The following is a 25,084-nucleotide window of genomic DNA, read 5'->3' on the forward strand; positions in this document are numbered from 1 at the left end:
ACCGTCGTTGCCGAAAAGTTAACGTCGCGTTCAATCAAGTAGGGCATTTTGGACATATGTCCGCCGAGATCGTGCAGCCGACCCCTGAAGGACACGACGAGCCGCCGCCCGCCCATGAACGCTTCCTCAACCGCGAAGAGAGCTGGCTCCACTTCAACCAGCGCGTGCTGGAGCTGGCGGAGGACCCATCGGTGCCCCTGCTCGAACGGGTGCGCTTCCTGGCCATCTTCGCCAGCAACCTGGACGAGTTCTTCCGGGTACGCGTCGCCGGCCTGAAACGGCGGATGGCGACCGGCCTGCTGCTGCGCACCAAGAGCGGACTCAAGCCGCGCGAGGAGCTCACCCGCATCGCGGCGATCGCGGACGACCTCGCCCAGCGGCACGCCGCGGCCTACCACAAGCAGGTCTGCCCCCAGCTCGCCGACGTGGGCATCGACGTGGTGCGCTGGGACGATCTCGACCGGGACGAGCGCACGGTGCTGCGCAAGCTGTTCCGTGAGCGGATCCGCCCTGTGCTGACCCCGCTCGCCGTGGACCCCGCACACCCCTTCCCCTACATTTCCGGCCTCTCGCTCAACCTCGCCGTCACGGTGCGCAACCCCGGCAACGGGCAGACGGTGTTCGCCCGGGTCAAGGTCCCCTCCCAGCTCCCGCGCTTCGTGGCCGCGTCGCCGAACCGCTTCGTCCCGCTGGAAGACGTCATCGCCGCCCACCTCGGCCAGCTGTTCAAGGGCATGGAGATCCTGGAGCACCACGTCTTCCGGGTGACCCGCAACGAGGACCTCGACGTGGACGAGGACGTCACCGAGAACCTCATGCAGGCCCTGGAGAAGGAACTGCTGATGAGGCGCTTCGGGCCGCCCGTGCGGCTGGAGGTGGAGGACACCATCAGCCCGGCCGTGCTGGACCTGCTGGTGGACGAGCTGGACGTCGCCGACCACGAGATCTACCGGCTGCCCGGCCCGCTCGACCTGACCGGGCTGCACGCGATCGCCGACCTCGACCGCGGCGAGCTGAGCTTCCCGCCGTTCGTCCCCTCCGAGGCCGTGCACGCCGAGGACGACATCTTCTCGGTGCTGCGCGAGCGCGACATCCTGGTGCACCACCCGTACGACTCGTTCTCCACCAGCGTGCAGCGGTTCATCGAGCAGGCGGCGGCCGACCCGAACGTGCTGGCCATCAAGCAGACGCTCTACCGCACCAGCGGCGACTCCCCCATCGTGGACGCGCTGATCGACGCCGCCGAGGCCGGCAAGCAGGTCGTCGTCGTGGTCGAGATCAAGGCCAGGTTCGACGAGCACGCCAACATCAGCTGGGCGCGCAAGCTGGAGAAGGCCGGCTGCCACGTCGTCTACGGCGTGCTCGGCCTGAAGACCCACGCCAAGCTGGCGCTGGTCGTCCGGCAGGAGCCGTCGGGCGAGCTGCGCCAGTACTGCCACATCGGCACCGGCAACTACAACCCCAAGACCGCCCGGCAGTACGAGGACTTCGGCCTGCTCACGGCCGACCCGATGGTCGGCGAGGACCTCACCGACCTGTTCATCCACCTGACCGGCTACTCCTACCACTCGGCGTACCGGCGGCTGCTGGTGGCCCCGCACTCCCTGCGCTCCGGCCTGCTGGCCCGCATCGAACGCGAGATCGCCCACCACGCCGCCGGCCGCCCGGCGCGCATCCGGATCAAGACCAACTCGCTGGTGGACGAGCCGGTGATCGACGCGCTGTACGCGGCGTCCAAGGCCGGCGTGCCGGTCGACCTGGTCGTACGCGGCGTCTGCACCCTGCGTCCGGGCATTCCCGGCCTGTCGGAGAACATCCGGGTCAGGAGCATCCTGGGCCGTTTCCTGGAGCACTCGCGGATCTACGAGTTCGGCGCCGGGCGGCGGCCGGAGATCTGGATCGGCAGCGCCGACCTGATGCGCCGCAACATCGAGCGCCGCGTGGAGACGCTGGTGAAGGTCAACAGCGCCCAGCACCGGGCGTACCTGTCGGAGCTGCTCGACCTGTCCATGGCCGACACCACCAGCACCTGGTGGCTCACCGGCGACGGCACCTGGGTGCGGCACCACCTCGGGCAGAACGGCGAACCGCTGCTGGACGTGCAGTCGCACCTGGTCGGCACCCGGCGATGGAGGACCATCGATGACTGAGGGCCGCCAGCACGGCGACGGCATGATCAGAGCCGGCGGCGCCGTCGTCTGGCGGGGCGACCCCGGCGACCCCGAGGTGGCCCTGGTCCACCGGCCCAAGTACGACGACTGGTCCTTCCCCAAGGGCAAGCTGAGGCCCGGTGAGCACGTCGTCACCGGCGCCCTGCGGGAGGTCGCCGAGGAGACCGGGGTGACCGCCGTGCTCGGCCGCCGCCTGCCCGCCGTCCACTACATGAAGGGCGGACGGCTCAAGCGCGTGGACTACTGGACGGCCCGGGCGGTCGCCGAGATCGCGCACGATCCCACCGACGAGGTGGACCGGCTGGAGTGGCTTCCCGTACGGCGGGCCCGCGAACTGCTCAGCTACGACTGGGACGCCGGGCTGCTCAGGGCCCTCACCTCGGCGCCGCTGGACACCACGCCGCTGGTGCTGGTCAGGCACGCCTACGCGGGCTCCCGGCAGGCGTGGGACGGCGAGGACGACCTGCGTCCGCTCGACGAGGAGGGCGAACAGCAGGCCATCGTCATCTGCGACATCCTCTACGGCTACCGGCCGGCGTCGCTGGTCAGCTCGCCGAGCAGGCGGTGCGTGCAGACGCTGCTGCCGTACGCCGCGCGGCAGGCGGTGCCGATCCGGCCCGAGCGCGTGCTGAGCGAGACCGGGTTCGACCGCGCAGAGTCGCTGAAGGCGGCCCTGTCGCTGCTGGACGAGGGCGCCTCCTCGGCGCTGTGCAGCCACGGCAAGGTGCTGCCCGAGCTGATCACGGCGCTGTGCGAGCGCCGTTCCGACGGACGGCCTGAGGACTTCCACCTGCGCAAGGGCGCCATCGCCGTGCTGCACCACGCCCGAGGCCGCATCACCGCCATCGACCGTTATCTCACCTGAGCCGTCTCGCCTATCTCACTTGAGCCATCTCACCCGGGCCATCTCACCTGAGCCCCGGACGGCCGGCGGGTCAGCGCGCGGCCGAGACGACCTCGTCCCAGAGCTCGGGGAAGGCGGCGCGGGAGCGCTCGGCGGAGGCGCGCTCAAGGCCGAGGAGCACGCCGTAGGTGAAGGTGTCCTCGCCCGCCTCGCGGGCACGCGCGGCCTCCTCCAGCAGCAGGCCCTGGGCCACGATGCCGTCGAGGTAGAGCCCGAGCGCCTCCTGCACGGTCTTCGCCCGCTCGGCCAGGCCGGACGCCTGGTCGCCGAGCAGGGGCCTGAGCGCGTCGGCGGTGTACCTGGCCCGCTTGGCGGCCTTGCGGACGTCGTGCATGGCCGTCTCGCGCTGTGCGGCGTCCTCGATGGCCTGGGCCTTGTCGTACCTCCGCAGCACGCGGCGCCAGGACTTGCCGGCGACCTTGGCGAGCGTCGTCCCGGCCTTCTTGGCGGCGAGCGGGGTGAGCGGCGGCTTGGCGACCATCGTGTCCAGCCGGTCCAGCAGGGCGAAGTAGCGCTCGCCCTTCATCGCCTCGGTGGCCCGGGCGAGCGCCTCGCCCTCGCGGCGGTCCAGGTCCTCCCCGAGGCGGGCGCGGATCGGCCCGGCGACCAGGCCGGGGTCCAGCTCCTCCAGCGTCCGGGCGAACCGGTCGCGGATGACCTCCAGGTCGCGGGCCTCGCCGAGCACGCCGGCGATCCACCGCAGCTCGTCCTGTACGCCCGTGGTCTCGCCGATCACCGTGGCGAAGGACTGGAGCGCGCTGCGCAGGCGGCGGCAGGCCACCCGCATCTGGTGGACGGCGTCCTCCTCCGCCTGCCGCACCCGGGGGTCCTGGGCGATCAGCGCGGTGACCTGCGATCTCAGGTAGTCCACCACGACCGCGCCGGCCGTCCCGTCCTGCGGCTCGGTGAGGACCGGGAGGGAGATGCGGTCGCCCAGCAGGCGGGCCAGCTTGCTCTGCGTGCCCGCCGGGGTGGCGCCGGCCTTGCGCAACGCCTTGCCCACCCGCTTGAGCAAGGCCTCGTCGCCGCCGGTCAGCTCGGCCTCGGCCTCGCGCCAGCGCTCGACGTGCCTGTCCTCGCCGGACGCCGTCGCGAGCACCGTGCCCTTGACGTTGTCGTCGGCGACCTCCAGCAGCTGACGCCCGTCGGCGTCCCGGACGCTGGTGACCTTGCGCAACGTCTCCAGCTCGGCGACCGGGACGAGCGGCTCGCCCCGGGTCAGGGCGAGGACGAGGTCCGACAGCCGCGGGGGCACGACCTTCGCGCTGCGCGTCAGCGGGTGGGTGACCTCGTTGCGCACGCCTTTGGCCTTGGGCAGCTTCAGGTGCCATCCGGCGTCGTGGCCGCCGCGCCGCCGGCGCAGCGTGATGCCGCGCGCGGCGAGGCGGAGGTCGGCGGTGTCGAAGTACACCGCGACCAGCTTCTCAGGCACCAGTTCGACGGCCTCGGCGCTGCCGCGCACCGTGGTGAGGTCCGGCATCGCGAAGTCGTGCGGCACATCGAACTTGTCCTCGATTTCGAGCGCCATGCTCACCTCGCAGTCAGCCGAACTCGGCCATGCTTCCTATTTCACCTTAACGGCGGGGTTGCGAGGTCCGGGCGACGACGAAGACCCGGCGGAACGGGAAGGCCGTGCCGTACGGCCTGCGCGGGTAGGCCTCAGAGAGCAGGCTCGCGCACTCGGCGAGGAACGCCTCGCGTCTGATCTGGTCGGGCCCGATGCGGTCGAGGATCGGGCGCAGGGCCGTGCCCATGATCCAGTTGAGCACGGCGTTCTCGCCCTGCAGCAGGTGGACGTAGGTCGTCTCCCAGGTGTCGACCTCGCACCCCAGCCCGGCGAGCAGCTCCAGATACTCCTCGGGGTCTCCGACCGGCGCGTACCGCGCCAGGTCGCCGAGCAGGTCGCGCCAGGCCTGGCTGCCGCACAGCCGCCTGACCGCGGCGTGGCTGGGGGCGTCGAAGTTGCCTGGCATCTGGAAGGCGAGCCAGCCCCCTGGACGCAGGGACTCCACGAACCGGGGCAGCAGCTCGCGGTGCTCGGGCACCCACTGCAACAGCGCGTTGGAGACGATCACGTCCACCGGGCGCTCGGGACGCCAGCTGCGGACGTCGCCCACGCTGAACGCCGGCCCCGCGGGGGCCTTGGCGATCATCGCGGGCGAGCTGTCGACACCGTGGACCATGGCGCCCGGCCAGCGCTCGTTCAGCGCGGCGGTCAGCTCGCCGGTGCCGCAGCCGAGGTCGACCACGTATTCGGGACTCTCGGCGCGGACGCGGGAGATCAGCTCGAAGAAGGGCCGCGCACGCTCGTCGGCGTACCGGCCGTAGACGGCGGGATCCCACATATCTCTTGACATCAAGATATTCATACTCGGCGAGATCTCTCGATGTCAAGAGAGATAGACTCTGCCCATGACGACGCGCCGCGGCGATGGCACCGCCGAAGAGTCCGTGCGGGACGAGGTGGACCAGCTCGTCATGTCCTGGCGCCAGGAGCGTCCCGACCTCGACGTCTCGCCGCTGGAGGTGCTGAGCCGGGTGTCCCGGCTGGCCCGCCACCTCGACCGCGCCCGCCGGGCGTCGTTCGCCGAGCACGGCCTGGAGCCGTGGGAGTTCGACGTCCTCACCACCCTGCGCCGGTCCGGCCCGCCGTACGAGCTGAGCCCCGGGGCCCTGCTGCGCGCCACCCTGGTCACCTCGGGCACCATGACCAACCGCATCGACCGGCTGGCCGCCGCCCGCCTGGTCCGCAGGCGGCCCGACCCCGAAGACCGGCGCGGCGTGCTGGTGTCGCTCACCGATCAGGGGCGGGCCCGCGTCGACGAGGCGTTCGCCGACCTGCTCCGGCGCGAGCGAGAGCTGCTCGCGGGCCTCGCCCCCGCCGACCGCGACACCCTCGCCGCCCTCCTGCGGACGATCCTCGCCCCCTTCGACTCCGCCCAGAACGGCGCCTGACACGGGGTAGGGACAGGACGACCACTACGAGCGGGTCATTCGCCGAGCCGCTCGGCGAGCTCCATCCACTCCAGTTCGACGGTCTCCTTCTGCGCCCGGAGCTCCTTCAGCTCGGCGTCCAGGGAGGCCAGCCTGCCGTAGTCGGAGGCGGCGTCGGCCATGGCGGCGTGTATCACCGTCTCGCGCCCACTGATCTTGTCGAGCTGGCGTTCCAGCCTGGACAGCTCTTTCTGCAGCTCGCGCAGCTCCTTGGCCGACAGACCCGGCGCCTGCGCGCCGTCCGCCTGCCCGCCGCCCGCCTGCGCTCCGCCGGTCTGCGCGGCGGAGGCGTCCGCGCCGCCCTGCGCGCGCGAACCCGACGGGGCCGAACCCGCCCGGGCGGTCAGGGCCGTGCCGGAGGAACGCCGCTGGAGGTACTCGTCGACGCCTCCGGGCAGCAGCGACAGCCGGCCGTCGCCCAGCAGGGCCACGCAGCGGTCGGTCACCCGCTCAAGGAAGTAGCGGTCGTGGCTGACCAGCACCAGCGTGCCCGGCCAGGCGTCGAGGAGGTCCTCAAGCTCGTTCAGCGTCTCGATGTCGAGGTCGTTGGTCGGCTCGTCCAGCAGCAGCACGTTGGGGTCGTCCATGAGCAGCCGCAGCAGTTGCAGCCGCCGCCGCTCGCCGCCGGACAGGTCGCCGACCACCTTCCACTGGGCCTCGCCCCGGAAGCCCAGGCGCTCCAGCAGCTGCGAGGCGGTCCACTCTCGCTTGCCTACCTGGATGAACTTGCGGATCTCTTCGACGGTTTCGAGCACGCGCCGGCTCGGGTCGAGCTCGGCCAGCTCCTGCGACAGGTGCGCCAGCCGCACCGTCTTGCCGCGGACGACCGTGCCGGAGTCGGGGTCGACCCCGCCGGCGAGCAGCCGCAGCACCGACGACTTGCCCGAGCCGTTCACCCCGATCAGCCCGACGCGGTCACCGGGGCCGAACTGCCAGGTGCACCGGTCGAGCACCAGCGGGCCCTCCCCCGGACCGCCCGCGTGCAAGGTGACCTGATCGAGGTCGTAGACCGTCCTGCCGAGCCGCGCCGCGGCGAACTTCACCAGCTCCACGGTGTCACGCGCCGGAGGCTCGTTCGCGATGAGCGCCTGCGCGGCCTCGATGCGGAACTTCGGCTTGGACGTGCGCGCGGGCGGGCCCCGGCGCAGCCAGGCGATCTCTTTGCGCATGAGGTTCTGCCGGCGCTCCTCGGCCGCCTGCGCGATGCGCGCCCGCTCGGCCTTGGCCAGGACGTAGGCGGCGTACCCGCCCTCGTACCGCTGGACCGTGCCGTCCACGACCTCCCACGTGCGCGTGGACACCGCGTCCAGGAACCACCGGTCGTGCGTCACGACGAGCAGGGCGGAACGGCGCTGCGAGAGGTGGCCGGCCAGCCAGGCGATGGCCTCGATGTCGAGGTGGTTCGTCGGCTCGTCGAGGATGACGAGATCGTGCTCGTCGATGAGCAGCCGGGCGAGCGCGGTGCGCCGCCGCTCGCCGCCGGACAGCTCGCCCACCAGGGCCGACAGCTCGATGTCGCCGATCAGGTTGGCCAGGATCTCCCTGACCGCCTGGTCGCCCGCCCATTCGTGCTCGGCGCGCTCGCCCAGCACGACCTGCCGCACGGTGAGCGCGGGGTCGAGGTCGTCGCGCTGGGACAGGAAGCCGATGCGCAGCCCACGCGTGTGGGTGACCCGGCCGGCGTGGGGCTTGAGCGTGCCGGCGATCACGGAGATCAGCGTGGTCTTGCCGTCGCCGTTGCGCCCCACGACGCCGACGCGGTCGCCCGCCTCGACGCCGAGCGACACCTCGCCGAGCAGGGGCTTGGGACCATAGGCATGGGAGACCGATTCGAGGTTAACCAGATTCATCGCACTCAAAGCCTATCCGCGCCCACCCCCCACCGCACCGCCCCGCCCCTGCCCGCCCCCGAACGGTCGGCAACACGTCAGGCGTTCAGGACTCGGCCCTTTCCGGGCTCACGTGGATGGTGATCATCAGGTGGGGATGATCGTGGCTCCGGGGACGGGGCCGTGGGCGGTGACGGTCGTACGGCAGACGCCCGCCGCCCGCAGGGCCACTGCCAGGTTGACCGCGGCGGCCTCGGAACCGGCCAGGAAGGCGCAGGTGGGGCCGGAGCCGGAGACCAGGGCGCCGAGCGCGCCGTTCTCCCGTCCCGCGGCCAGGGTGCGCACCAAGGGGTGGCAGAGCATCAGCGCGGCGGGTTGCAGGTCGTTCACCAGCGCCTCGCCGAGCGCGTTCGCGTCGCCGGCGGCGAGCGCCGCCATGAGGGCCTCATCGGCCCGCGGCCAGGCGACCTGCTCCCCGGTGGCCTCGCGCATCCGGTCGCACTCGCCGTACACCTTGGCCGTGGACAGGCCGCCTTCGGCGAGCGCGAACACCCAGTGGAATCGGCCGCCGACCTGGACGGCCTCAAGCTTCTCGCCGCGGCCGGTGCCGACGGCCGTACCGCCGAACAGGGCGAAGGGGACGTCGCTGCCGAGGCCGGCGCCGATGTCGATGAGTTCCTCGTGATCCAGGCCGAGACCCCACAGCTCGTTGCACGCGACCAGCGCGGCGGCCGCGTCGGCGCTGCCGCCGGCCATGCCGCCCGCGACGGGGATGGCCTTGCGAATGGTCAGATGGACCCGCACCGCCCGCGCGGCGCGCGCTGCCAGGGCGAGGGCGGCCTTGACCGCCAGGTTCTCCCCGTCGAGCGGAACCAAGCCGGCGGAGTCCCCTTCGACGCGCACCGTGACCTCGCAGGCGGCGGGCTCCGGGGACGCCATGGCCTCGGACGGCACGGGCTCCCCCGCCGCCGTCGTCGTGTCGGTCGCCGTGAGTTCGTCGAACAGGGAGACGGCGTGGAAGACGTTCACCAGGTCGTGGTAGCCGTCGTCGCGCCGGGGGCCGACGGAGAGCTGCAGGTTCACCTTGGCGGGCACTCGGACGGTCACGGAGGTCACGGGATCCGATCGTAACGCCCCGTAGCACCGCCCCTCGGCGGTCACCCCTCCCGGCCGCACACTTGAGCACCGCCCACAATGCCGGATATGTAACTAAACAGACGGACAAAGCCCGTCCCAGCTCTGTACGGTGACCGTTCGGGGACCACGGGGTGAACGGTGAAGGAGAGAGCCATCGACGGCCAGAACGTCTCCTCCCCGCTACGAGAGAGCGATCCCGCCACGATCGGGTCGTACACGCTGACCGGACGGCTCGGCGAAGGCGGCATGGGCACGGTCTACCTGGGCACCTCCCCGACCGGCCGGCCGGTGGCGATCAAGGTCGTCAAGCGGCAGTTCACCGAGGACGCCGGGTTCGCCGCGCGCTTCCGCTCCGAAGTCGCCAACGCCCGCAAGGTGGCCTCGTTCTGCACGGCCAGAGTGCTGGACGACGGCATCGCCGAGGACGGGCGGCCGTACATGGTCACCGACTTCATCTCCGGCACCCCGCTGTCCTCCCAGATCGCGACCTACGGCCCGCTCGAAGAGTCGCCGCTGGTCGGGATGGCCTTCGGGATCTGCGCCGCGCTGGCCGCCATCCACGCGGCAGGGCTGGTCCACCGCGACCTCAAGCCGGGCAACGTCATCCTGTCGATGACCGGGCCGAGGGTCATCGACTTCGGCATCGCCCGCGCGCTCGGCAACCTCACCGGGCCGACCTTGACCGGCGAGGTCGTCGGCACCCCCGGCTGGTGGTCCCCCGAGCAGATCGACGGGAGGCCGGTGACCCCGGCGGCGGACGTCTACGCCTGGGGATGCCTGGTCGCCTACGCCAGCAGCGGGAGGCATCCGTTCGGCGAGGGCGACCCGATGACGATCGCCTACCGCATCCTGCATGAAGAGCCACGGCTCAGTGGACTGCCAGAACCGCTGGACCGCCTGGTCCGCCGCACGCTCCAACGCGACCCCGCCGCCCGTCCCACGGCCAGGGACCTGCTGCTCGCCCTCATCGGCGGCGACGACACCGGCGACGGCCCTTCCACGCGCGTGCTCGAAGCGCTCTGGGAGCCGCCGAAGAACCTGCAGGACCCGGTCACGGACACGGCGGCCGGCGATCGCCGGCACCCCGCCGGACGAGGCGGGGAGCCGGGCCGAGGACCGCACTCGCAGGGAGACTCGTACCGGCGACCGGGGCGGCGATGGGGGCCGTTCGGGGGCTCGCGTCCCGGGCCGGAAGCGTCGCCGGAGCGGAGGCGACGACGGAGGCGGATGGTGATCGCCGTCGTCGCGACGCTCGCGGTGTGCGCCGCCGCCGTCCTCGTGGCCCGTTGGGGAGCCCTGACCGCAGGCACGACGACCGGACGGGGCGGCTCCGCGCAGACCGGCGACATCGGACGGCGCATCTCCGTCGGCGGCCAGGGCCTCCAGCTCCTCGTCAGCGCCCCGCCCGTCTGCGGCGCCCCGGTCCTGGTGGACGGCGAGCGCGTGCCCGGACGGCAGCGATGCCGCGCCTACTGGTTCCTGCTCAACATGGGCGGGGCGCCGATCAGGCTGACCGGGCAGCTCGACCTGGTCGATGACGCCGCGCAGCGGCACAAGATGGTCGGAGTCATCAAGACCAGCCTTCAGACCGCCCTGGGAGAGCCCGATCCCGGTCCGCCGAGCCGGCCCGTCGACCTTCAGCCGGGAGAGGTGCGGACGTTCGGCGGGATGTACGAGCTGGCCGCCGACCGTGCCGCCGTCGCCCTCGCCGGCCGGGTCGTCAGCGACGAAGCCCCGATCGAGATCCGCCTGTGAGGGCGGGGCGCACGGTCAGGCGAGGAGGTGCGAAGATGACCGGTCGAGCTTTCTGGCTGAGAGGTCTGTCGTTCGCGCTGCCGATTGTGGTCCTGCTTCCTCTCGGCGCCACGCCCTCGTACGGCTCGCCCGATGTGCCCTCCGCATCCGGTGCGCCATCGGCGTCCGGCCCTCCGTCCGCGTCCACCGCACCTACCGCGTCCACCACACCCTCCGTGTCCGTGACCGCGGGAACGCCGGGGTCCGCAGCGCCCGCGGGCTCTCCTACCGGAGCACCGCCGACGGCATCCGCGTCCGGAGCGCCGCCGGTGTCCGGGGTGGCCCCGGACGAGTGCGCGAAGGCGGGAACGGCGGACTTCGACGGGGACGGCCTCAACGACGTCGTCGTCGGCGACCCCTTCGGCGAACCCGCCGACCAGTGGTCCGGCGCGGGACGGCTCTTCTTCCTGCGCGGCACCGGCAAGGGGTTCCCCGAGGTGGTGGGCGAGCCGTTCGACCGGAGCGGCGGCCTGAGCGGCTGGACGGCCCGCGCCGGGCACATCGACGGCGACGCCTGTCTTGACCTGGTCGTCGCCGGCCCGCACCGGATCGATTACGTGACCGAGAAGTCCAGCGGCCGCGTCACGCCAGTGCCGGCGGCCGGCATCGTCACCATCTACTGGGGCGGCAGCCGCTTCGGCCGTCCCGGCGCCGGCGACCGGCTCGACCTGCGCCCGCCCGCGCCGCGCAACGGTGCGCACTTCGGCTGGTCCCTGGCCGTCGCCTCCGGCGCCGTCGCCGTCGGGGCGCCACACGAGGACGCCGACGGGATCCCCGACTCCGGCGCGGTCTACCTGTACCGCTTCGGCGGCGCGAACGGCCGCGTCCCGGGCGAGCCGCGCCGCATCACCCAGGAGTCGCCCGGAGTGCCCGGGGAGGGCGAGGCGGGCGACCTGTTCGGCTGGTCGCTCGCCCTCGGCCGGCTCGCCGGAGGGCCGGGCGCGGACCTGGCCATCGGCGCCCCATACGAGGACACCCCCGGCAAGAGCGGGCCCGTTCGGGACGCGGGGGCCGTGACGGTCCTGTACGACCCGCTGGAGAGCGCCGGAACCTGGTATCGCGGCCGAGGCTGGGACCTGTCCGAGGTGATCGACTCGCTGCCGGTCAGCGTCGGCGCGGGAGACCTGTTCGGATACTCCCTCGCCTACGGCGCCGCCGGCGGCTCCGGCCGTCTCGCCGCGGGTGCCCCGTACGCCGACCCGATGTCGGTCAAGGACGCCGGGCTCGTCCAACTGTTCTCCGGCGGCCGGTCCGTCCGCGATCCCCGCCCGGCCGGAACGATCTGGCAGGGGCAGATGGAGGCCGGCGAGCCGAACGACGCCTTCGGCTTCTCGCTGGCGTTCTCGGGGGACCATCACCTGGTGGTCGGCGCGCCGAACGACGGGGACGGCCGGCATCCCGAGACGGGGGCGGTGCACGTGCTGACGCTGGGCGCGACCGACCCGGCGAGCGGCGAGCCGCTCGACCCCGGCCGGCCGCCGACGCAGGGGAGCCACCTGATCCGGGCGCGGAGCCCGCAGAACTTCGAGCACTTCGGCTGGGCGGTGAGCGGCGCGGGCGACGGCTGGGTGGTCATCGGCGCCCCCGACCGGGATGGGACCGGAGCCGTCAGCCTGGTCCCGCTGGGCGGCACGGACGCCGCGCCGTCGCGTCCCGGCGACGGAAGGATCGAGGTGTCCGACGAGAGCCGGCGTGTCCCGTACCAGGGCATGGACTTCGGCGCCGCCGTCGCCGGTTGACCCACCACACGAACGTTCCCCAGGCCAGGCACCGCAAAGCGGCGCCGCCATCGCCGTACCGGCGGGTGGGCGGGGTCAGGGGTGGTGTTCGGCGATGCGGGCGAAGTCTTCGACGCGGAGTTGCTCGCCGCGCTGGGAGGGGTCCACGCCCGCCGCGCGCAGCGCCGTCTCGGCGGCGGCGGCCGTGCCCGCCCAGGAGGCCAGCGCGGCGCGCAGCGTCTTGCGCCGCTGGGCGAAGGCCGCGTCGATGACCGCGAACACCTCCTGGCGGGACGCGGTGGTCTTCGGGGGCTCGCGGCGGGTCATCGCCACCAGCCCGGAGTCGACGTTGGGCGCCGGCCAGAAGACCGTGCGGCCGACCGCCCCCGCGCGGCGCACGTCCGCGTACCAGGCCGCCTTGACCGAGGGCACCCCGTACACCTTGGACCCCGGCCCCGCGGCCATGCGCTCGGCGACCTCGCTCTGGACCATCACCAGCCCCTTGTCCAGGGACGGCAGCACCTCCAGGAGATGGAGGACGACGGGCACCGCCACGTTGTACGGCAGGTTGGCCACCAGGGCGGTGGGCCGCCCGCCGAGCTCCTCGGGGCGGACGCGCATCGCGTCGGCCTGGACGACGGTGAGGCGGCCGGCCAGGTCGGGCGCCCGTTCGGCGACGGTCAGCGGGAGCTGGGTCGCGAGGACCGGGTCGATCTCGACCGCGATCACCCGGGCGGCCTCGGGGAGCAGGGCCAGCGTGAGCGACCCGAGGCCGGGCCCCACCTCGATCACGACGTCGTCCGCTGTGACCTCGGCCACTCTGACGATGCGCCGGACCGTTCCCCCGTCGATGACGAAGTTCTGTCCGAGCCGTTTTGTGGGACGAAGGTCGAGCTTGTGCGCCAAAGTACGTATTTCGGCCGGGCCTAGCAAACCCACAATTGAACTCCCCATCCATTCAGTGTCTCGCACCGAACACTCCCTAGAGTCGGCGGACGAACCGCCTCCAATCGCCTGCGAGCCGTAACCGATCTTCAAGCGGAAGGAAAGTGGGCATGAGTAGTGTGGCCACGCCAGGGAGTGAGGAGGCGTCGTCAATGGACCGTACCGGTGCGGACCCGCTGCTCCCTGCCGATCCCCCGTCCATTGGGCCCTACAGGCTCCTCGGCCGGCTCGGCCAGGGCGGCATGGGCACCGTCTACCTCGCCGAGGCGCCCACGGGGCGTCTCGTCGCCGTGAAGGTGGTCAAGGCGGAGTTCACGGTGGACGAGGGCTTCGCGGTCCGGTTCCACGCCGAGGTCACCAACGCACGGCGGGTCGCGTCCTTCTGCACCGCCGAGGTGCTCGACAACGGCAACGCCGACGACGGCCGGCCGTACATGGTCACCGAGTACATCGCCGGAACGCCGCTGAACAGGCAGATCTCCCGCTACGGCGCGCTGGAGGCCGGCACGCTGCACGGTGTCGCCCTGGGCGTGGCCGCGGCGCTCGCCGCCATCCACGTGGCCGGGCTGGTCCACCGCGACCTCAAGCCGGCCAACGTGATCCTCTCGATGTCCGGCCCGCGCGTCATCGACTTCGGCATCGCCCGCGCCCTCGACGCCACCCAGGGGGTCACCCGGTCGGGCGAGCTGCTCGGCAGCCCCGGCTGGTGGGCGCCGGAGCAGGTGCGCGGCGAGGAGATCACCCCGGCCGCCGACGTGTTCGCATGGGGATGCCTGGTCGCCTACGCCGGCAACGGGCGGCACCCGTACGGGCGCGGCGACCTGATGACGCTGGCCTCCCGCGTGCTGGCCGGCCGGCCGGACCTCGGGACGCTCCCCGCGCCGCTGGACCGGCTCGTGCGGCAGGCCACCGACCCCGACCCGCGGCGCAGGCCCTCCGCGCAGGAGTTGCTGATCGCGCTGGTCGGCGGCGACCCGACCGGCGCCACGCCGCCGCCGTCGGCGGTCTCCGCGCGAGCCGTGCCGGTGGACCCGCCGACGCTCGTGGCCAGCGAGATGCTGAACGAGTCGTGGGAGCCCCCCGCGAACGTCGCCGCCGCCACCCCCGCCGAAGACTCCGCCCCCCAGCCCCTGCCCCTCAACCCTTCCACCGGCCCCTCCGGTATCGGCCCCTCCACCGCCGCCCCTTCCGCTACCGGCCCCGGCGGCGAGGGCATCGGGGACGACGACGAGACCAACCCCGGCCTGTCGCTGCCCGGTCTGGCCCTGCCCCCGCGTTCTTCGCGGCTCACCGGGCCCGGCACAGGCGCGCCCGCCGTTCCGGCGACGACCGCCGCCTCCGGCACTCCCCGCACCCCGACCGCCGCGGCGTCCACCGGCGGGCCAGGCCTCGCCGGGCCCACCGCGTCCGCCATGTCCACTGGGCACGCCGCATCCACCACGTCTGCCGCGTCCGTCGGGGACGCCGCGTCCACTGGGCCCTCCGTGTCGGCCGTGTCCGCCGTGTCCGCCTCTCCGGCGCCCGCCGGGGCCGGTGGGGCCACTGGGCCGGGGGCCTCTGCTCCTGCTACTGAGACGTTGACCGCGCCCGGGGCCTCCGGAGCGTCCGATCTCTCAACCTTGCCCGCCACCTCCATGGGGGCGCGGCGCGAAAACACCCGGCCCTCGGCGGAGGGGTACGGGGCCACGGTGCCCTCCCTGCTGCCCGAGGCCGCGACCGGGTCCCCGCGAAGGTCTCTCGGACGCAAGTGGCTGGTGCCGCTGCTGACGGTGCTGGGCGGGCTCGTCGTCACGGCGGTCGTGCTGGTGATGGTGCTGCCCGATCGCACCCCGGTCCGCGCGACCGGCGTGGCGGCCGTCACCGCCCCGAGCCCCACCCGACAGACGGACGTGGGCCGGCGCTACACGACGGGCGCCACGCCCGACGGCGCGCAGTTCGTCATCCCGTCCCGGCCCCAATGCGGCCTGACCTCCTACCAGGGCGCCACGCCCGACGAGGGCAGGTTCTGCGTGATCAGGTGGACCCTGATCAACCCCGGCGGTGTTCCGGCGCCGGTCGCGGCCACGCCGCCGGTGCTGGTGGACGACCGCGGCGGCGAGCACGAGCCGCTCGCGGCCACCGACCCGGCGCCCGGCACCCTCGCCCCCGGCGGCAGGCTCGACGGCGTGCTGGTCTACGACCTGCCGCCGGCTCGGGGCCCGGCCACCCTGAAGGTGCCGATCTCCGACACGACGACCATCGAGGTGCGGCTGTGATCCTGCGCTCCTTATCGCCCGGCCTGCTCACGGCCGGTCTGCTCACGGCCGGCCTGCTCGCCGCCTCCCTGGCCGCGCCGGCCGCCCAGCGCGCCGAGGCCGCGGCCGTGGCCGACTGCTCGAAAGCCGGCGCCGCCGATTTCGACGGTGACGGCCGCGACGACGTGGTCGCGGGCGACCCGCTGGCCGGCGCCGCGGGCGTCCGCGGCGCCGGAGCGGTGCACGTCCTGCCGATCGGCGGCGACGGCCAGGACAGAGGCCTGGTGATCACCGCGCCGGACCCGCAGGAAGGTGACGCGTTCGGCTGGACCGTCCGCACGACGCACTACGACCGCGACCGCTGCCTGGACGTCATCGTGGGAGCCCCCTACGCGGACGCCGACGGCGCCGCCGACGCCGGAGCGGTGTACGTCATCCGCGGCGGCGCCTACGACGGACGGGTCCCGGCGAGCGCGATCACCAGGATCACCGCCTCCGCGCCCGAGCGCGACGCCCATTTCGGCTGGTCGCTGGCCGCCGCCCGCTCCTCCGACCGTCCCGGGGGCGTGATCGCGGTCGGCGCGCCGTACGAGGACGCCGACCGCGTCGGCGACTCCGGCGCGATCTATCTGTACTGCGCCAAGCCCGAGGGCGGGATCGAGCCCGCGATACGGGTCACCCAGCAGTCCGAGGGCGTCATCGGCAACAGCGAGATGGGCGACATGTACGGCTGGTCGCTGGTCTTCGGCCGCTTCGGCGGGCGCGCCGACTCGGTGGACCTCGTCGTCGGCACCCCGTACGAGAACGACGACGGGATCGGCGCGCAGGCCGGCCAGGCGGGCAAGGCCGACACCGGAGCGGTCGTGATCATTTTCGACGCCGCGGAGGCCGGCAAGACGTACAACACCATGAAGTGGGGCCTTCCAGACTCGGTGCGGGGTGTCACCGAGCAGGCCGGCGACCGGTACGGGTACTCCGTCGCCTACGCCGAGTCCGGCGGCAAGCCGTACCTGGCGGTCAGCGCGCCGCTCGCCGACGTGGGAGGGGTCAAGGACGCCGGGCTGGTGCAGACGTTCACCCTCGGCAAGGACGGCAGGCCCGCCCCCGCCAAGACGATCAGGCTCGGCGGCGAGGGCCTGGCGGACCAGCCCGCCAAGGCCGGGAGCGGGCTCGGCTGGTCGCTCGCCATGGTCGGGTCGGCCACGGCGCTGCGGCTGGCCATCGGCGGCCCGTTCGACTCCGCCGGCGCGGCCCAGGCGGGCGTGATCAGGCTGGTGCCGCTCAGCGGAGGGGCGACCGGCGCGGTGGCGCAGGCGAGTCCGGCACGTCCGTACGACCACTTCGGCTGGTCGATCGCCGCCTTCGGCGCCGCGGACTCCTTCGGTCCGGGCGCGGGGCTGCTGGCCGGGGTGCCCGATCGGCAGGACGCCCCCGGTGGGGCGGTCGCGGTGCTGCGCGACGGCGCGGCGGCCCGGCTGCTCGTCCCGGGACGCGACGGGGTGCCCGCCGTCCCCGGCGGCGCGTCCGCCGACTTCGGCGCCGCCGTCAGCGGCTGACGGCCCGTGCCGCGTGGTCAGTGGGTGAACAGGCGGGAGCCGCAGCCGGGCCACTGGGCGCGCCAGCGGCCGGCGACTCTCTGGAACAGGAGCTGGGCGCGGTAGGTCTGCTCGGCGGCCGGCCAGTCGAGCGGCGTCCTGGCGCCTCCGACCGCCTGCCACATGGGCAGGCTGATCTGGTACATCCCGTAGTAGGGCCCCGCGGGGTTGAACGCCCGCACGTTGGCGAGGGTCTGGCACCGCGCCAGGGCGGCCCAGTTGAGCGCGGCCACGGCGGGGCTGACCGCCGCCGTGTGCGCCGGAGCGGCGGGCGCCGCCGGGATGATGCGGATCACCTCGCTGTCCTCGGGGAAGGCGTCCATCGGGGGACGCACCCGGTCTCCCCTGGCCAGGGTGATCTTCTGCTGGGCCAGCACGGCGCGCACCGTGCGCCCGGTCGTCACCGCGTCCAGCCTCACCCCGCCCCGCACGACCGTCACCCGGCGTTGCGTGCGGACGTCCAGCGCGAACCCCGAGATCGGGATCTGCCGCATCCGCGAGGCCGACAGGGTCGCCCGGCGATCGTTCAGGTTGAGCTGCTGGAGCACCTCGCCCACGTTGAGCGCGGTCACCGTGTGCATGCTCCGCCTGCCGTCCACGGTCAGGGCGAGCGGCCTGGCGTGGCGCACGACGATGGACGCGCCGTCGGCGACCGGGGCGGCCGGGGACGGGTACACCTCGTCGTCCGGGCCGACCTCGACGTCCACGGCGGCGAGCACGTCCCGCACTGTGCCGCCGAAGCTGCGGACCGTCGTCACGCCGCCGTCCACGGCGAGCCGCACCTCCTTGGCCAGCACGTGGCCGGTCAGCAGGCCGAGCGAGACGCCCGCCACGGCCGCGCACACCGTCCCCGCCCACACCCGGGCGACCGGCGGGCACCCGCGGGACGGAACAGGACGGGACGGGCGCCGGCGGCGAGAGCCGCCCGACCCGGCACGGCGCACGCCCCGTTTCGGGGCCGGAGATGGATCCACAGCGCGTCCTTCAGGTAGACCGAAGACGGTAGGGACCGGTGGGCCGCGCGGTCAGGCCCCACCGAAGAACCGAAGACCGGCTGCCGACGCTAGCGCCGGGATCGGCCGCCCTCAACCAGAACGCCGAAACCAATCCGTGACATTGACCGGGCTTGAGCTTGCCGAATGCGCCAGACGGGTGCACGGCCCCCGCTAGTCCCGCAAATGGACCATGGGGAGGTAGGCGCCTGCGTGCCCGTGCCTCCGGGTCACCAGGAGCCGAAGACGCGTTCGCCGTTGGCGGAGATGGTGCGGGCGAGATCGTCCACGTTCGCGGACCTGACCTCGGCCAGGCAGCGCAGGGTCAGCGGGATGAGGTAGGGGGCGTTGGGCTTGCCGCGGTGCGGCGTGGGCGGCAGGTAGGGCGCGTCGGTCTCCACCAGGATGAGCTCAGGCGGCGCCACCCGGGCCGCCTCGCGGAGGTTCGCGGCGTTCTTGTAGGTGACGGGGCCGGAGAACGACATGACGTACCCGGCCTCGGCGCAGCGCCGGGCCATGGCGGCGTCGCCGGAGAAGCTGTGGAACACCACGACGTCGGGCGCGCCCTCGTCGGCGAGGACGCGCAGGACGTCGTCGTGGGCGTCGCGGTCGTGGATCACCAGGGCCTTGCCGGTGCGCTTGGCGATCTCGATGTGCGCGCGGAAGGACGCCTGCTGGTCGTCGTGCGAGGCCCAGTCGCGGAAGTAGTCGAGGCCGGTCTCGCCCACCGCGCGCACGTGCGGCTCGCCGGCGAGCTTCTCGATCTCGGCGAGGACCTCTGGCGTGGCGGCGTGCGCCTCGTTGGGGTGGATCGCCACGCCCGCGTAGACCCCCTCGTGCCGGCGGGCGGTCTCGGCGTTCCACCGCGAGGAGCGCAGGTCGTAGCCGATCGTCACCAGGCGGGTGACGCCGACCGCGCGCGCCTCGGCGAGGATGCGCTCGACCCCGCCGCCCGCCGCCTGCGCGGCGAGCGCCACCGGGTCGCCGGAGGACGCCTTGCGGTCGCCCACCATGATGTCGAGGTGGCAGTGGCTGTCGAAGACCTCCGCGCCGAGCGGCGGCGGCGCGGCGGGAAGGTCGGTCACCGGTGCTCCCCCATCGTCTCGGGCATCGTCGGCATCGTCTCGGGCGGCGTGGTCACTCGGACGGCGTGGTCACTCGGACGGCGTGGTCACTCGGACGGCGTGGAGCCGAGGCGCGCGAGCTCCTCGTCCACCACCTTGGGGTCGAGCTTGGGGAACAGCGGCGTCGGCGGCGCCAGCGGGATGCCCGCCCGCAGCGGCGTGGACTGCCAGGTGGCCGCGCCGTCGTACTCGCCGGTGATGACCGGATAGTGACGGCCGTCCTCGTCGTCGACCTCGCGGATCTGCGGCATGCCCGACCACACGCCCTCTCCGCCGAGCATGGCGTGCACCTTGTTCGACGAACCGGGCAGGAACGGGGTGAGCAGCGTCTTGGCGTCGTCGACGACCTGGAGCGCGACGTGCAGGATGGACTTCATGCGCTCGGGGTCGTCCTTGAGCTTCCAGGGCTCCTGCTCGGCCAGATAGCGGTTGGCGTCCCGGACGACGTCGAACGCCTCGGTTACGGCGTTCTTGAACCGGGACCTGCCCAGCTCGGCGCCGACGGCGGGGAACGCCGCGCGGCTGCGCTCGAGCAGCACGCGGTCGGCGTCGGTCAGCTCGCCGGCCTCGGGCACCGCGCCGAAGTTCTTGGCGGCCATCGAGATCGAACGGTTGACCAGGTTGCCCCACGCGGCGACCAGCTCGCCGTTGTTGCGGTTGACGAACTCGGACCAGGTGAAGTCGGTGTCCTGGTTCTCCGGGCCCGCCACCGCGATGTAGTAGCGCAGCGCGTCGGCGTCGTAGCGCTGGAGGAAGTCGCGGACGTAGATCACGACCTGGCGGCTGGAGGAGAACTTGCGCCCCTCCATCGTCAGGAACTCGCTGGAGACCACCTCGGACGGCAGCGCGAGCTTGCCGAGCGAGCCCGGCTCGCCGCCGCGCGCGCCTTCCCCGTTGTAGCCGAGCAGCATCGCCGGCCAGATCTCGGAGTGGAAGACGATGTTGTCCTTGCCCATGAAGTAGTAGCCGCGGGCGTCCGGGTTCTGCCACCACTGCCGCCAGGCGTCGGGGTCGCCGGACCGGCGGGCCCACTCGACGGACGCGCTGAGGTAGCCGATGACGGCGTCGAACCAGACGTACAGCCGCTTGTCGCCGCGGTCGCGCCAGCCGTCCAGCGGGATCGGCACGCCCCAGTCGAGGTCGCGGCTGATGGCCCGCGGCTGCAGGTCGCCGAGGAGGTTCAGCGAGAACTTGAGCACGTTGGGCCGCCACTCGCCCTGCTTGGACTGCAGCCAGCCGCCGAGCGCCTCGGTGAAGGCGGGCAGGTCGAGCATGAAGTGCTCGGTCTCGATGAACTTCGGCGTCTCGCCGTTGACCTTGCTCTTGGGGTTGATCAGGTCGATCGGGTCGAGCTGGTTGCCGCAGTTGTCGCACTGGTCGCCGCGCGCGCCGTCGTACCCGCAGATGGGGCAGGTGCCCTCGATGTAGCGGTCGGGCAGCGTGCGGCCGGTGGTCGGCGAGACCGCGCCCATCGTGGTCTTCGGGAAGATGTAGCCGTTGGCGTACAGGCCCTTGAAGATCTCTTGCGCGACGGCGTAGTGGTTGCTGGTCGTGGTGCGGGTGAACAGGTCGTACGAGAGACCGAGGGCGGTGAGGTCTTCGGCGATCACCCGGTTGTAGCGGTCGGCGAGCTCGCGGGCGCTCACGCCCTCTTTGTCGGCCTGCACCTGGATGGGTGTGCCGTGCTCGTCGGTGCCGCTCACCATCAGCACCTTGTTGCCCGCCATCCGCTGGTAGCGGCTGAAGACGTCGGACGGCACGCCGAACCCGGAGACGTGCCCGATGTGGCGGGGGCCGTTCGCGTACGGCCACGCGACGGCGGTCAAGATGTGCTGGGACATGGCACAAGCCTAGATGCCCCGGCGGAACGTCTCGAACCGTTTACCACGACACGCCCGGACGCGCCAGAGCCGCCCGGCGCGCTGCCGGACGGCTCTGGCGGGCGGCTCTGGCGGGCGACGGCAGGTCAGGCGGCCGGGGTGCTCTCGCGCTGCACCGCCTCGGCGGCCTCCTCGGCGGCGGAGGCGGCGACGTCGACCGGGGTCTCCTTGGTGCGGCGGATGCCGAGGATGCTGATGAACAGCGACGCGAAGATGGTCTGGAAGCTCATGACGAGCGCGGTCGCCGACGGGACGACCAGGCGCAGCGACTCGGCCGGGATCAGCTCGCCGAAGTTGCGCACCTGCCAGTGGGCCAGCGAGGCGACCAGGCCCGCGAGGCCAGCGAGGGCGAGCAGGCCGCCCGCCACCAGGCCCTTCTCCAGCGTGACCACGTCGACCAGGCGCTTGATGCGCCTGTCTTCCGGCAGGAAGCCCTCTTCGGCGGCGTACACCTTGGTGAACAGCGCGAACAGCACCGCCTGGAAGCCGATCACCACGCCCGCGGACGCCCCGACCAGGGTGTCGACGTCGAAGGCGAGCTTGCCGATGTAGACCGGGCCGAAGGTCAGCGCGGTGCCGACCGTCAGGCCGATGGCCATGAGGACCAGCCCGGGGATCAGGAACAGCCAGCGGGGGCTGTACAGCAACAGGAAGCGCAGGTGGCGCCAGCCGTCGCGCCAGGAGCGCAGGTGCGGCGGGCGGGAGCGGCCGTCGGGGCTCAGCGTGGTGGGGACCTCGCGCACGTTCAGGCCCTGCAGCGTGGCCTTGACGACCATCTCGCTGGCGAACTCCATGCCGCCGGTCTGCAGGCCGAGGTTGAGGATCGAGTCGCGGCGGAACCCGCGCAGGCCGCAGTGGAAGTCGCGGATGGCGCTGGGGAAGAACAGACGGCCGATGAACGACAGCACCGGGTTGCCGAGGTAGCGGTGCAGCGGGGGCATGGCGCCGGGGGCGATGCCGCCCCGGAAGCGGTTGCCCATGACCAGGTCGGCGCCGGAGCGCAGCTCTTCGACGAAGGGCAGCAGCGCGGTGAAGTCATAGGAGTCGTCGGCGTCGCCCATGATCACGTACCGGCCGCGCGCGGCGCGGATGCCGCCGATCAGGGCGTTGCCGTATCCCTTGGCGTCCACGTGGACCACCCGGGCCCCGGCGTCCCGGGCGAGCTGCTGGGATCCGTCGGTGCTGCCGTTGTCGGCGATCACCACCTCGCCCTCGATGCCATGCTCCGCCATGCATGCCACCGCCTTGCGGACACACGTTTCGACGGTCTCCGCCTCGTTCAGGCATGGCATGACCACGGTCAGTTCCACGTCGAAACCCCTCGTTCGTGCCTGGATCATCGTCTGCGTAGTTCAACCATGATGCCCTCTGCCCCCCGGTGCTCGGGTCAAGACGTCGAAAGGGCTGGCATCCTGTAAACCATGGTGACCGTTGCCGACTCGGCACAGGCCGGAGTGCCGACGCCGCGCAGGGGTGCGCGCCTCCTCGGCTTCCTGAAGCGGCGGCGGCTGTTCGTGATCGCCTGCACGCTGGGCGCGGTCCTGCGCGTGATCGCGATGCTCGGCTACCTGCCGGCGATGTGGTTCAACGACTCCTACGAGTACGTCTCGGTCGCCTTGCACCCCCGCCCGCACACCATTCGTCCGGACGGGTACGGATTCTGGCTGTTGATCCTCAAGCCGTTCCACAGCTTCGCGCTGGTGGTCTTTACCCAGCACCTCATGGGCCTGGCGACGGCCGTCCTCGTCTATGCCCTATTGCGCCGCAAATTTGGGCTGCCCGACTGGGGCGCGACGCTGGCGACCCTGCCGGTGCTGTTCGACGCCTACCAGATCCAGCTCGAACAGATGATCATGTCGGACACCATGTTCACGCTGCTCATCGTGGGCGTGGTCACCATGGTCCTGTGGCACAGGCGCATGTCGTGGAAGGCGGGCGCCGCCGTGGGCCTGCTGCTCGCGCTCACGGCCCTGACCCGCAGCATCGGGCTGCCGATCCTCGCCGTGGTCGTCGCCTTCCTGCTGGTCAAGCGGGTCCACTGGAAACCGGTGCTGGCCGTCGTGACCGCCTGCGCGGTGCCGGTCGTCGCGTACATGGCCTGGTTCTCCGCCGCCAACGGCCAGTTCGCGATGACCCAGAGCGACGGGCTCATCCTGTACATGCGCACCGCCAAGTTCGCCGACTGCAAGAAGATGCAGATCGACGTCCAGCGCGAACAGGACCTGATCCCGCTGTGCACGAACCCCAACATCGAGCGCAGCCCGTTCTCCCAGCTCTATCTGTGGTCCAACGGCCTGGGCGAGGTGCTGCACCGCTACGGCACCGACAAGTTCGACCGGTCGATCAACGACGCCGCGGGCAAGTTCGCCAAGCGGGCGATCCTCGCCCAGCCCGGCGACTACCTGTCGGCCGTCGTCGGCGACCTGCTGCGCAGCTTCCGCTGGGACCGCCCGGTCTTCCCCGACCCCAACACCTGGAACCAGTACCAGTTCAACAGCAAGGGCGTGAACAGGAACGACTCTCCGCGGCTGCTGGCGTCGCTGCCCAGGTGGCCGAGCTACCTGGGCACGACCGACCGCGACATGGTCGCCTACGAGCAGGGGCGGGCCAGCACCAAGGTGTACTGGCCCTGGGCGACCATCATGGAGCGCTACCAGCGCGTCTTCGCCATGCCGGGCCTCGGCCTCGGGCTGGCGATGCTGGTGGGCGTCGCGGGGGTGGCGCTGCGCTGGCGGCGGCTGGGCGGGCCCGCGCTGCTGCCGCTGGTGGCGTCGGTGGCGCTGGTCGTCGCGCCGGCCGCCACCGCCGAGTTCGACTACCGCTATCTGCTGCCCGCCGCGCCGCTGGCCTTCCTGTCCGCCGCCATCGCCGTGCGCCACGGCCTGCGCCCGCGCCGCCCCGTCGAGGCGGCGCCTCCCGAGCAGACCCTGCTGGACCCGGCGGCGTAGCCGCGGGCTGGACCCGGCAGCGTAGCCGCGGGCTGGACCCGGCGGCGTGGCCCAGCGGTTAGACCCAGCGGCCGAAGAGCATGCGCCGGTACCAGTCGTCGTACGGCATCAGCTCGGCCGACAGCACGGGATGCAGCCAGGCGAAGTTCACGATGGCCAGCAGCATGAACGCCCCGACGACGGCGGCCCCGACGGCCCTGCGCGAGCCCTGCGCGCGGACGGGCCCGATGAGCAGCCCGGCGACCAGCACCAGCGCCAGGATCATGAACGGCAGGCCGGGCGCCATGTAGAACAGGAACATGGTGCGGTGGTCGGCGATCGCGTAGTACATCCACGGCAGCCAGCCCACGGCGTAGGCCAGCAGCACCGCGCCCGCCCGCCAGTCGCGGGTGGCGACGTACCACGCGATCAGGGCGATCATCGCGATCAGCGCGCCGAACCAGATGACCGGTGTGCCGACTCCGAGCATGGCCTGCGAGCACTTGCCGGCCCCGCACCCGCCGGGGCTCTCGTAGAAGAAGGCGACCGGGCGCAGCAGCAGCGGCCACTCCCAGGGCCACGACTGGTAGGGGTGCGGCGTGTCCTGGCCGGTGTGGTAGGTGAGCACCTGCAACTGGTAGTCCACCCACGACCGCGCCGAGCTGAACACCCAGTACGCCCATCCGCCGGATCCGGCCTGCGCCCAGTTGCGCCCCCACCCATAGGGAGTGGCGAACCAGCCGACCCAGGTGGCCATGTAGGCGATGGCGGGGACGGCGGCCAGCCCGGCCAGAGCGGTGGGCAGATCGTTGCGGAACATCCCCCCGTACGGGCGGCGCA

At 72.5% G+C, this 25,084-nt stretch carries 18 protein-coding genes; 8 read left to right on the forward strand and 10 right to left on the reverse strand.

Annotated features, from left to right (window positions below; all coding sequences use genetic code 11):
• The first annotated feature begins 56 nt into the window (after positions 1–56).
• A complete protein-coding gene (locus ACZ6QO_RS25395; RefSeq protein ID WP_465854090.1) occupies positions 57–2,150 on the forward strand; it encodes an RNA degradosome polyphosphate kinase in 2,094 nt (697 codons plus the stop codon).
• Entirely contained in the window at positions 2,143–3,036 is an 894-nt protein-coding gene (locus tag ACZ6QO_RS25400) for an NUDIX hydrolase (RefSeq protein WP_465854091.1), read from the forward strand. The genes ACZ6QO_RS25395 and ACZ6QO_RS25400 overlap by 8 nt, the downstream gene beginning before the upstream one ends.
• A gap of 70 nt (positions 3,037–3,106) precedes the next feature.
• On the opposite strand, the gene ACZ6QO_RS25405 is transcribed toward ACZ6QO_RS25400, so the two are convergent.
• Entirely contained in the window at positions 3,107–4,603 is a 1,497-nt protein-coding gene (locus ACZ6QO_RS25405; RefSeq protein WP_465854092.1) for a CYTH and CHAD domain-containing protein, read from the reverse strand.
• Positions 4,604–4,649: 46 nt separating this feature from the next.
• Positions 4,650–5,432: a trans-aconitate 2-methyltransferase gene (locus tag ACZ6QO_RS25410; protein ID WP_465854093.1), complete on the reverse strand. Its 783-nt coding sequence runs from the start codon at positions 5,430–5,432 to the stop codon at positions 4,650–4,652.
• Between the two features lie 94 nt (positions 5,433–5,526).
• Between ACZ6QO_RS25410 and ACZ6QO_RS25415 the strand changes: the two genes are divergently transcribed.
• Positions 5,527–6,030 (forward strand): MarR family winged helix-turn-helix transcriptional regulator, encoded by a 504-nt coding sequence (locus ACZ6QO_RS25415; RefSeq protein ID WP_465854117.1) that lies wholly within the window; start codon positions 5,527–5,529, stop codon positions 6,028–6,030.
• Positions 6,031–6,065: 35 nt separating this feature from the next.
• Here the strand turns inward: ACZ6QO_RS25415 and ACZ6QO_RS25420 are convergent, their stop codons facing one another.
• Positions 6,066–7,919 (reverse strand): ABC-F family ATP-binding cassette domain-containing protein, encoded by a 1,854-nt coding sequence (locus tag ACZ6QO_RS25420; RefSeq protein ID WP_465854094.1) that lies wholly within the window; start codon positions 7,917–7,919, stop codon positions 6,066–6,068.
• A 126-nt stretch (positions 7,920–8,045) separates the two neighbouring features.
• Entirely contained in the window at positions 8,046–9,014 is a 969-nt protein-coding gene (locus ACZ6QO_RS25425) for a 4-(cytidine 5'-diphospho)-2-C-methyl-D-erythritol kinase (protein ID WP_465854095.1), read from the reverse strand.
• A gap of 159 nt (positions 9,015–9,173) precedes the next feature.
• Here ACZ6QO_RS25425 and ACZ6QO_RS25430 point away from each other — a divergent pair, with 159 nt between their 5' ends.
• Together ACZ6QO_RS25430 and ACZ6QO_RS25435 are read left to right on the forward strand one after the other, a co-directional pair.
• On the forward strand, positions 9,174–10,790 hold the full coding sequence (locus ACZ6QO_RS25430) for a serine/threonine-protein kinase (RefSeq protein WP_465854096.1): 1,617 nt from the start codon (positions 9,174–9,176) through the stop codon (positions 10,788–10,790).
• Between the two features lie 308 nt (positions 10,791–11,098).
• Positions 11,099–12,568, forward strand: coding sequence for a hypothetical protein (locus tag ACZ6QO_RS25435; protein WP_465854097.1), 1,470 nt, complete (start codon positions 11,099–11,101; stop codon positions 12,566–12,568).
• Positions 12,569–12,643: 75 nt separating this feature from the next.
• On the opposite strand, the gene rsmA is transcribed toward ACZ6QO_RS25435, so the two are convergent.
• Entirely contained in the window at positions 12,644–13,501 is an 858-nt protein-coding gene (gene rsmA / locus ACZ6QO_RS25440; RefSeq protein WP_465854098.1) for a 16S rRNA (adenine(1518)-N(6)/adenine(1519)-N(6))-dimethyltransferase RsmA, read from the reverse strand.
• A gap of 143 nt (positions 13,502–13,644) precedes the next feature.
• Between rsmA and ACZ6QO_RS25445 the strand changes: the two genes are divergently transcribed.
• The gene (locus ACZ6QO_RS25445; RefSeq protein ID WP_465854099.1) at positions 13,645–15,747 is read left to right on the forward strand and encodes a serine/threonine-protein kinase; all 2,103 of its coding nucleotides are present in this window, start codon (positions 13,645–13,647) and stop codon (positions 15,745–15,747) included.
• Positions 15,744–17,282: a hypothetical protein gene (locus ACZ6QO_RS25450; RefSeq protein WP_465854100.1), complete on the forward strand. Its 1,539-nt coding sequence runs from the start codon at positions 15,744–15,746 to the stop codon at positions 17,280–17,282. The genes ACZ6QO_RS25445 and ACZ6QO_RS25450 overlap by 4 nt, the downstream gene beginning before the upstream one ends.
• Before the next feature lie 17 nt (positions 17,283–17,299).
• Here ACZ6QO_RS25450 and ACZ6QO_RS25455 read toward each other — a convergent pair whose 3' ends face one another.
• From ACZ6QO_RS25455 to ACZ6QO_RS25470, 4 genes are all read right to left on the reverse strand, one after another.
• Positions 17,300–18,154 (reverse strand): resuscitation-promoting factor, encoded by an 855-nt coding sequence (locus ACZ6QO_RS25455; RefSeq protein ID WP_465854101.1) that lies wholly within the window; start codon positions 18,152–18,154, stop codon positions 17,300–17,302.
• A 389-nt stretch (positions 18,155–18,543) separates the two neighbouring features.
• The gene (locus ACZ6QO_RS25460; protein ID WP_465854102.1) at positions 18,544–19,398 is read right to left on the reverse strand and encodes a TatD family hydrolase; all 855 of its coding nucleotides are present in this window, start codon (positions 19,396–19,398) and stop codon (positions 18,544–18,546) included.
• Positions 19,399–19,484: 86 nt separating this feature from the next.
• Positions 19,485–21,278 (reverse strand): methionine--tRNA ligase, encoded by a 1,794-nt coding sequence (metG, locus tag ACZ6QO_RS25465; protein WP_465854103.1) that lies wholly within the window; start codon positions 21,276–21,278, stop codon positions 19,485–19,487.
• Between the two features lie 125 nt (positions 21,279–21,403).
• Positions 21,404–22,627: a glycosyltransferase family 2 protein gene (locus ACZ6QO_RS25470; protein ID WP_465854104.1), complete on the reverse strand. Its 1,224-nt coding sequence runs from the start codon at positions 22,625–22,627 to the stop codon at positions 21,404–21,406.
• 111 nt (positions 22,628–22,738) lie between these two features.
• On the opposite strand from ACZ6QO_RS25470, the gene ACZ6QO_RS25475 reads away from it, so the two are divergent.
• Entirely contained in the window at positions 22,739–24,265 is a 1,527-nt protein-coding gene (locus tag ACZ6QO_RS25475; RefSeq protein WP_465854105.1) for a hypothetical protein, read from the forward strand.
• A gap of 58 nt (positions 24,266–24,323) precedes the next feature.
• Here the strand turns inward: ACZ6QO_RS25475 and ACZ6QO_RS25480 are convergent.
• On the reverse strand, positions 24,324–25,084 hold a 761-nt coding region (locus ACZ6QO_RS25480; protein ID WP_465854106.1), incomplete at its 5' end, for a dolichyl-phosphate-mannose--protein mannosyltransferase.

It is taken from the genome of Sphaerisporangium sp. NPDC049457 (assembly GCF_055586705.1).

Excerpts from the sequence above, each read along its gene's own strand:
- ACZ6QO_RS25395 (WP_465854090.1), top strand. The coding sequence starts at position 57 with ATGTCCGCCGAGATCGTGCAGCCGACCCCTGAAGGACACGACGAGCCG.
- ACZ6QO_RS25400 (WP_465854091.1), top strand. The coding sequence starts at position 2,143 with ATGACTGAGGGCCGCCAGCACGGCGACGGCATGATCAGAGCCGGCGGC.
- ACZ6QO_RS25405 (WP_465854092.1), bottom strand. The coding sequence starts at position 4,603 with ATGGCGCTCGAAATCGAGGACAAGTTCGATGTGCCGCACGACTTCGCG.
- ACZ6QO_RS25410 (WP_465854093.1), bottom strand. The coding sequence starts at position 5,432 with ATGTCAAGAGATATGTGGGATCCCGCCGTCTACGGCCGGTACGCCGAC.
- ACZ6QO_RS25420 (WP_465854094.1), bottom strand. The coding sequence starts at position 7,919 with ATGAATCTGGTTAACCTCGAATCGGTCTCCCATGCCTATGGTCCCAAG.
- rsmA (WP_465854098.1), bottom strand. The coding sequence starts at position 13,501 with ATGGGGAGTTCAATTGTGGGTTTGCTAGGCCCGGCCGAAATACGTACT.
- ACZ6QO_RS25445 (WP_465854099.1), top strand. The coding sequence starts at position 13,645 with ATGGACCGTACCGGTGCGGACCCGCTGCTCCCTGCCGATCCCCCGTCC.
- metG (WP_465854103.1), bottom strand. The coding sequence starts at position 21,278 with ATGTCCCAGCACATCTTGACCGCCGTCGCGTGGCCGTACGCGAACGGC.
- ACZ6QO_RS25475 (WP_465854105.1), top strand. The coding sequence starts at position 22,739 with ATGGTGACCGTTGCCGACTCGGCACAGGCCGGAGTGCCGACGCCGCGC.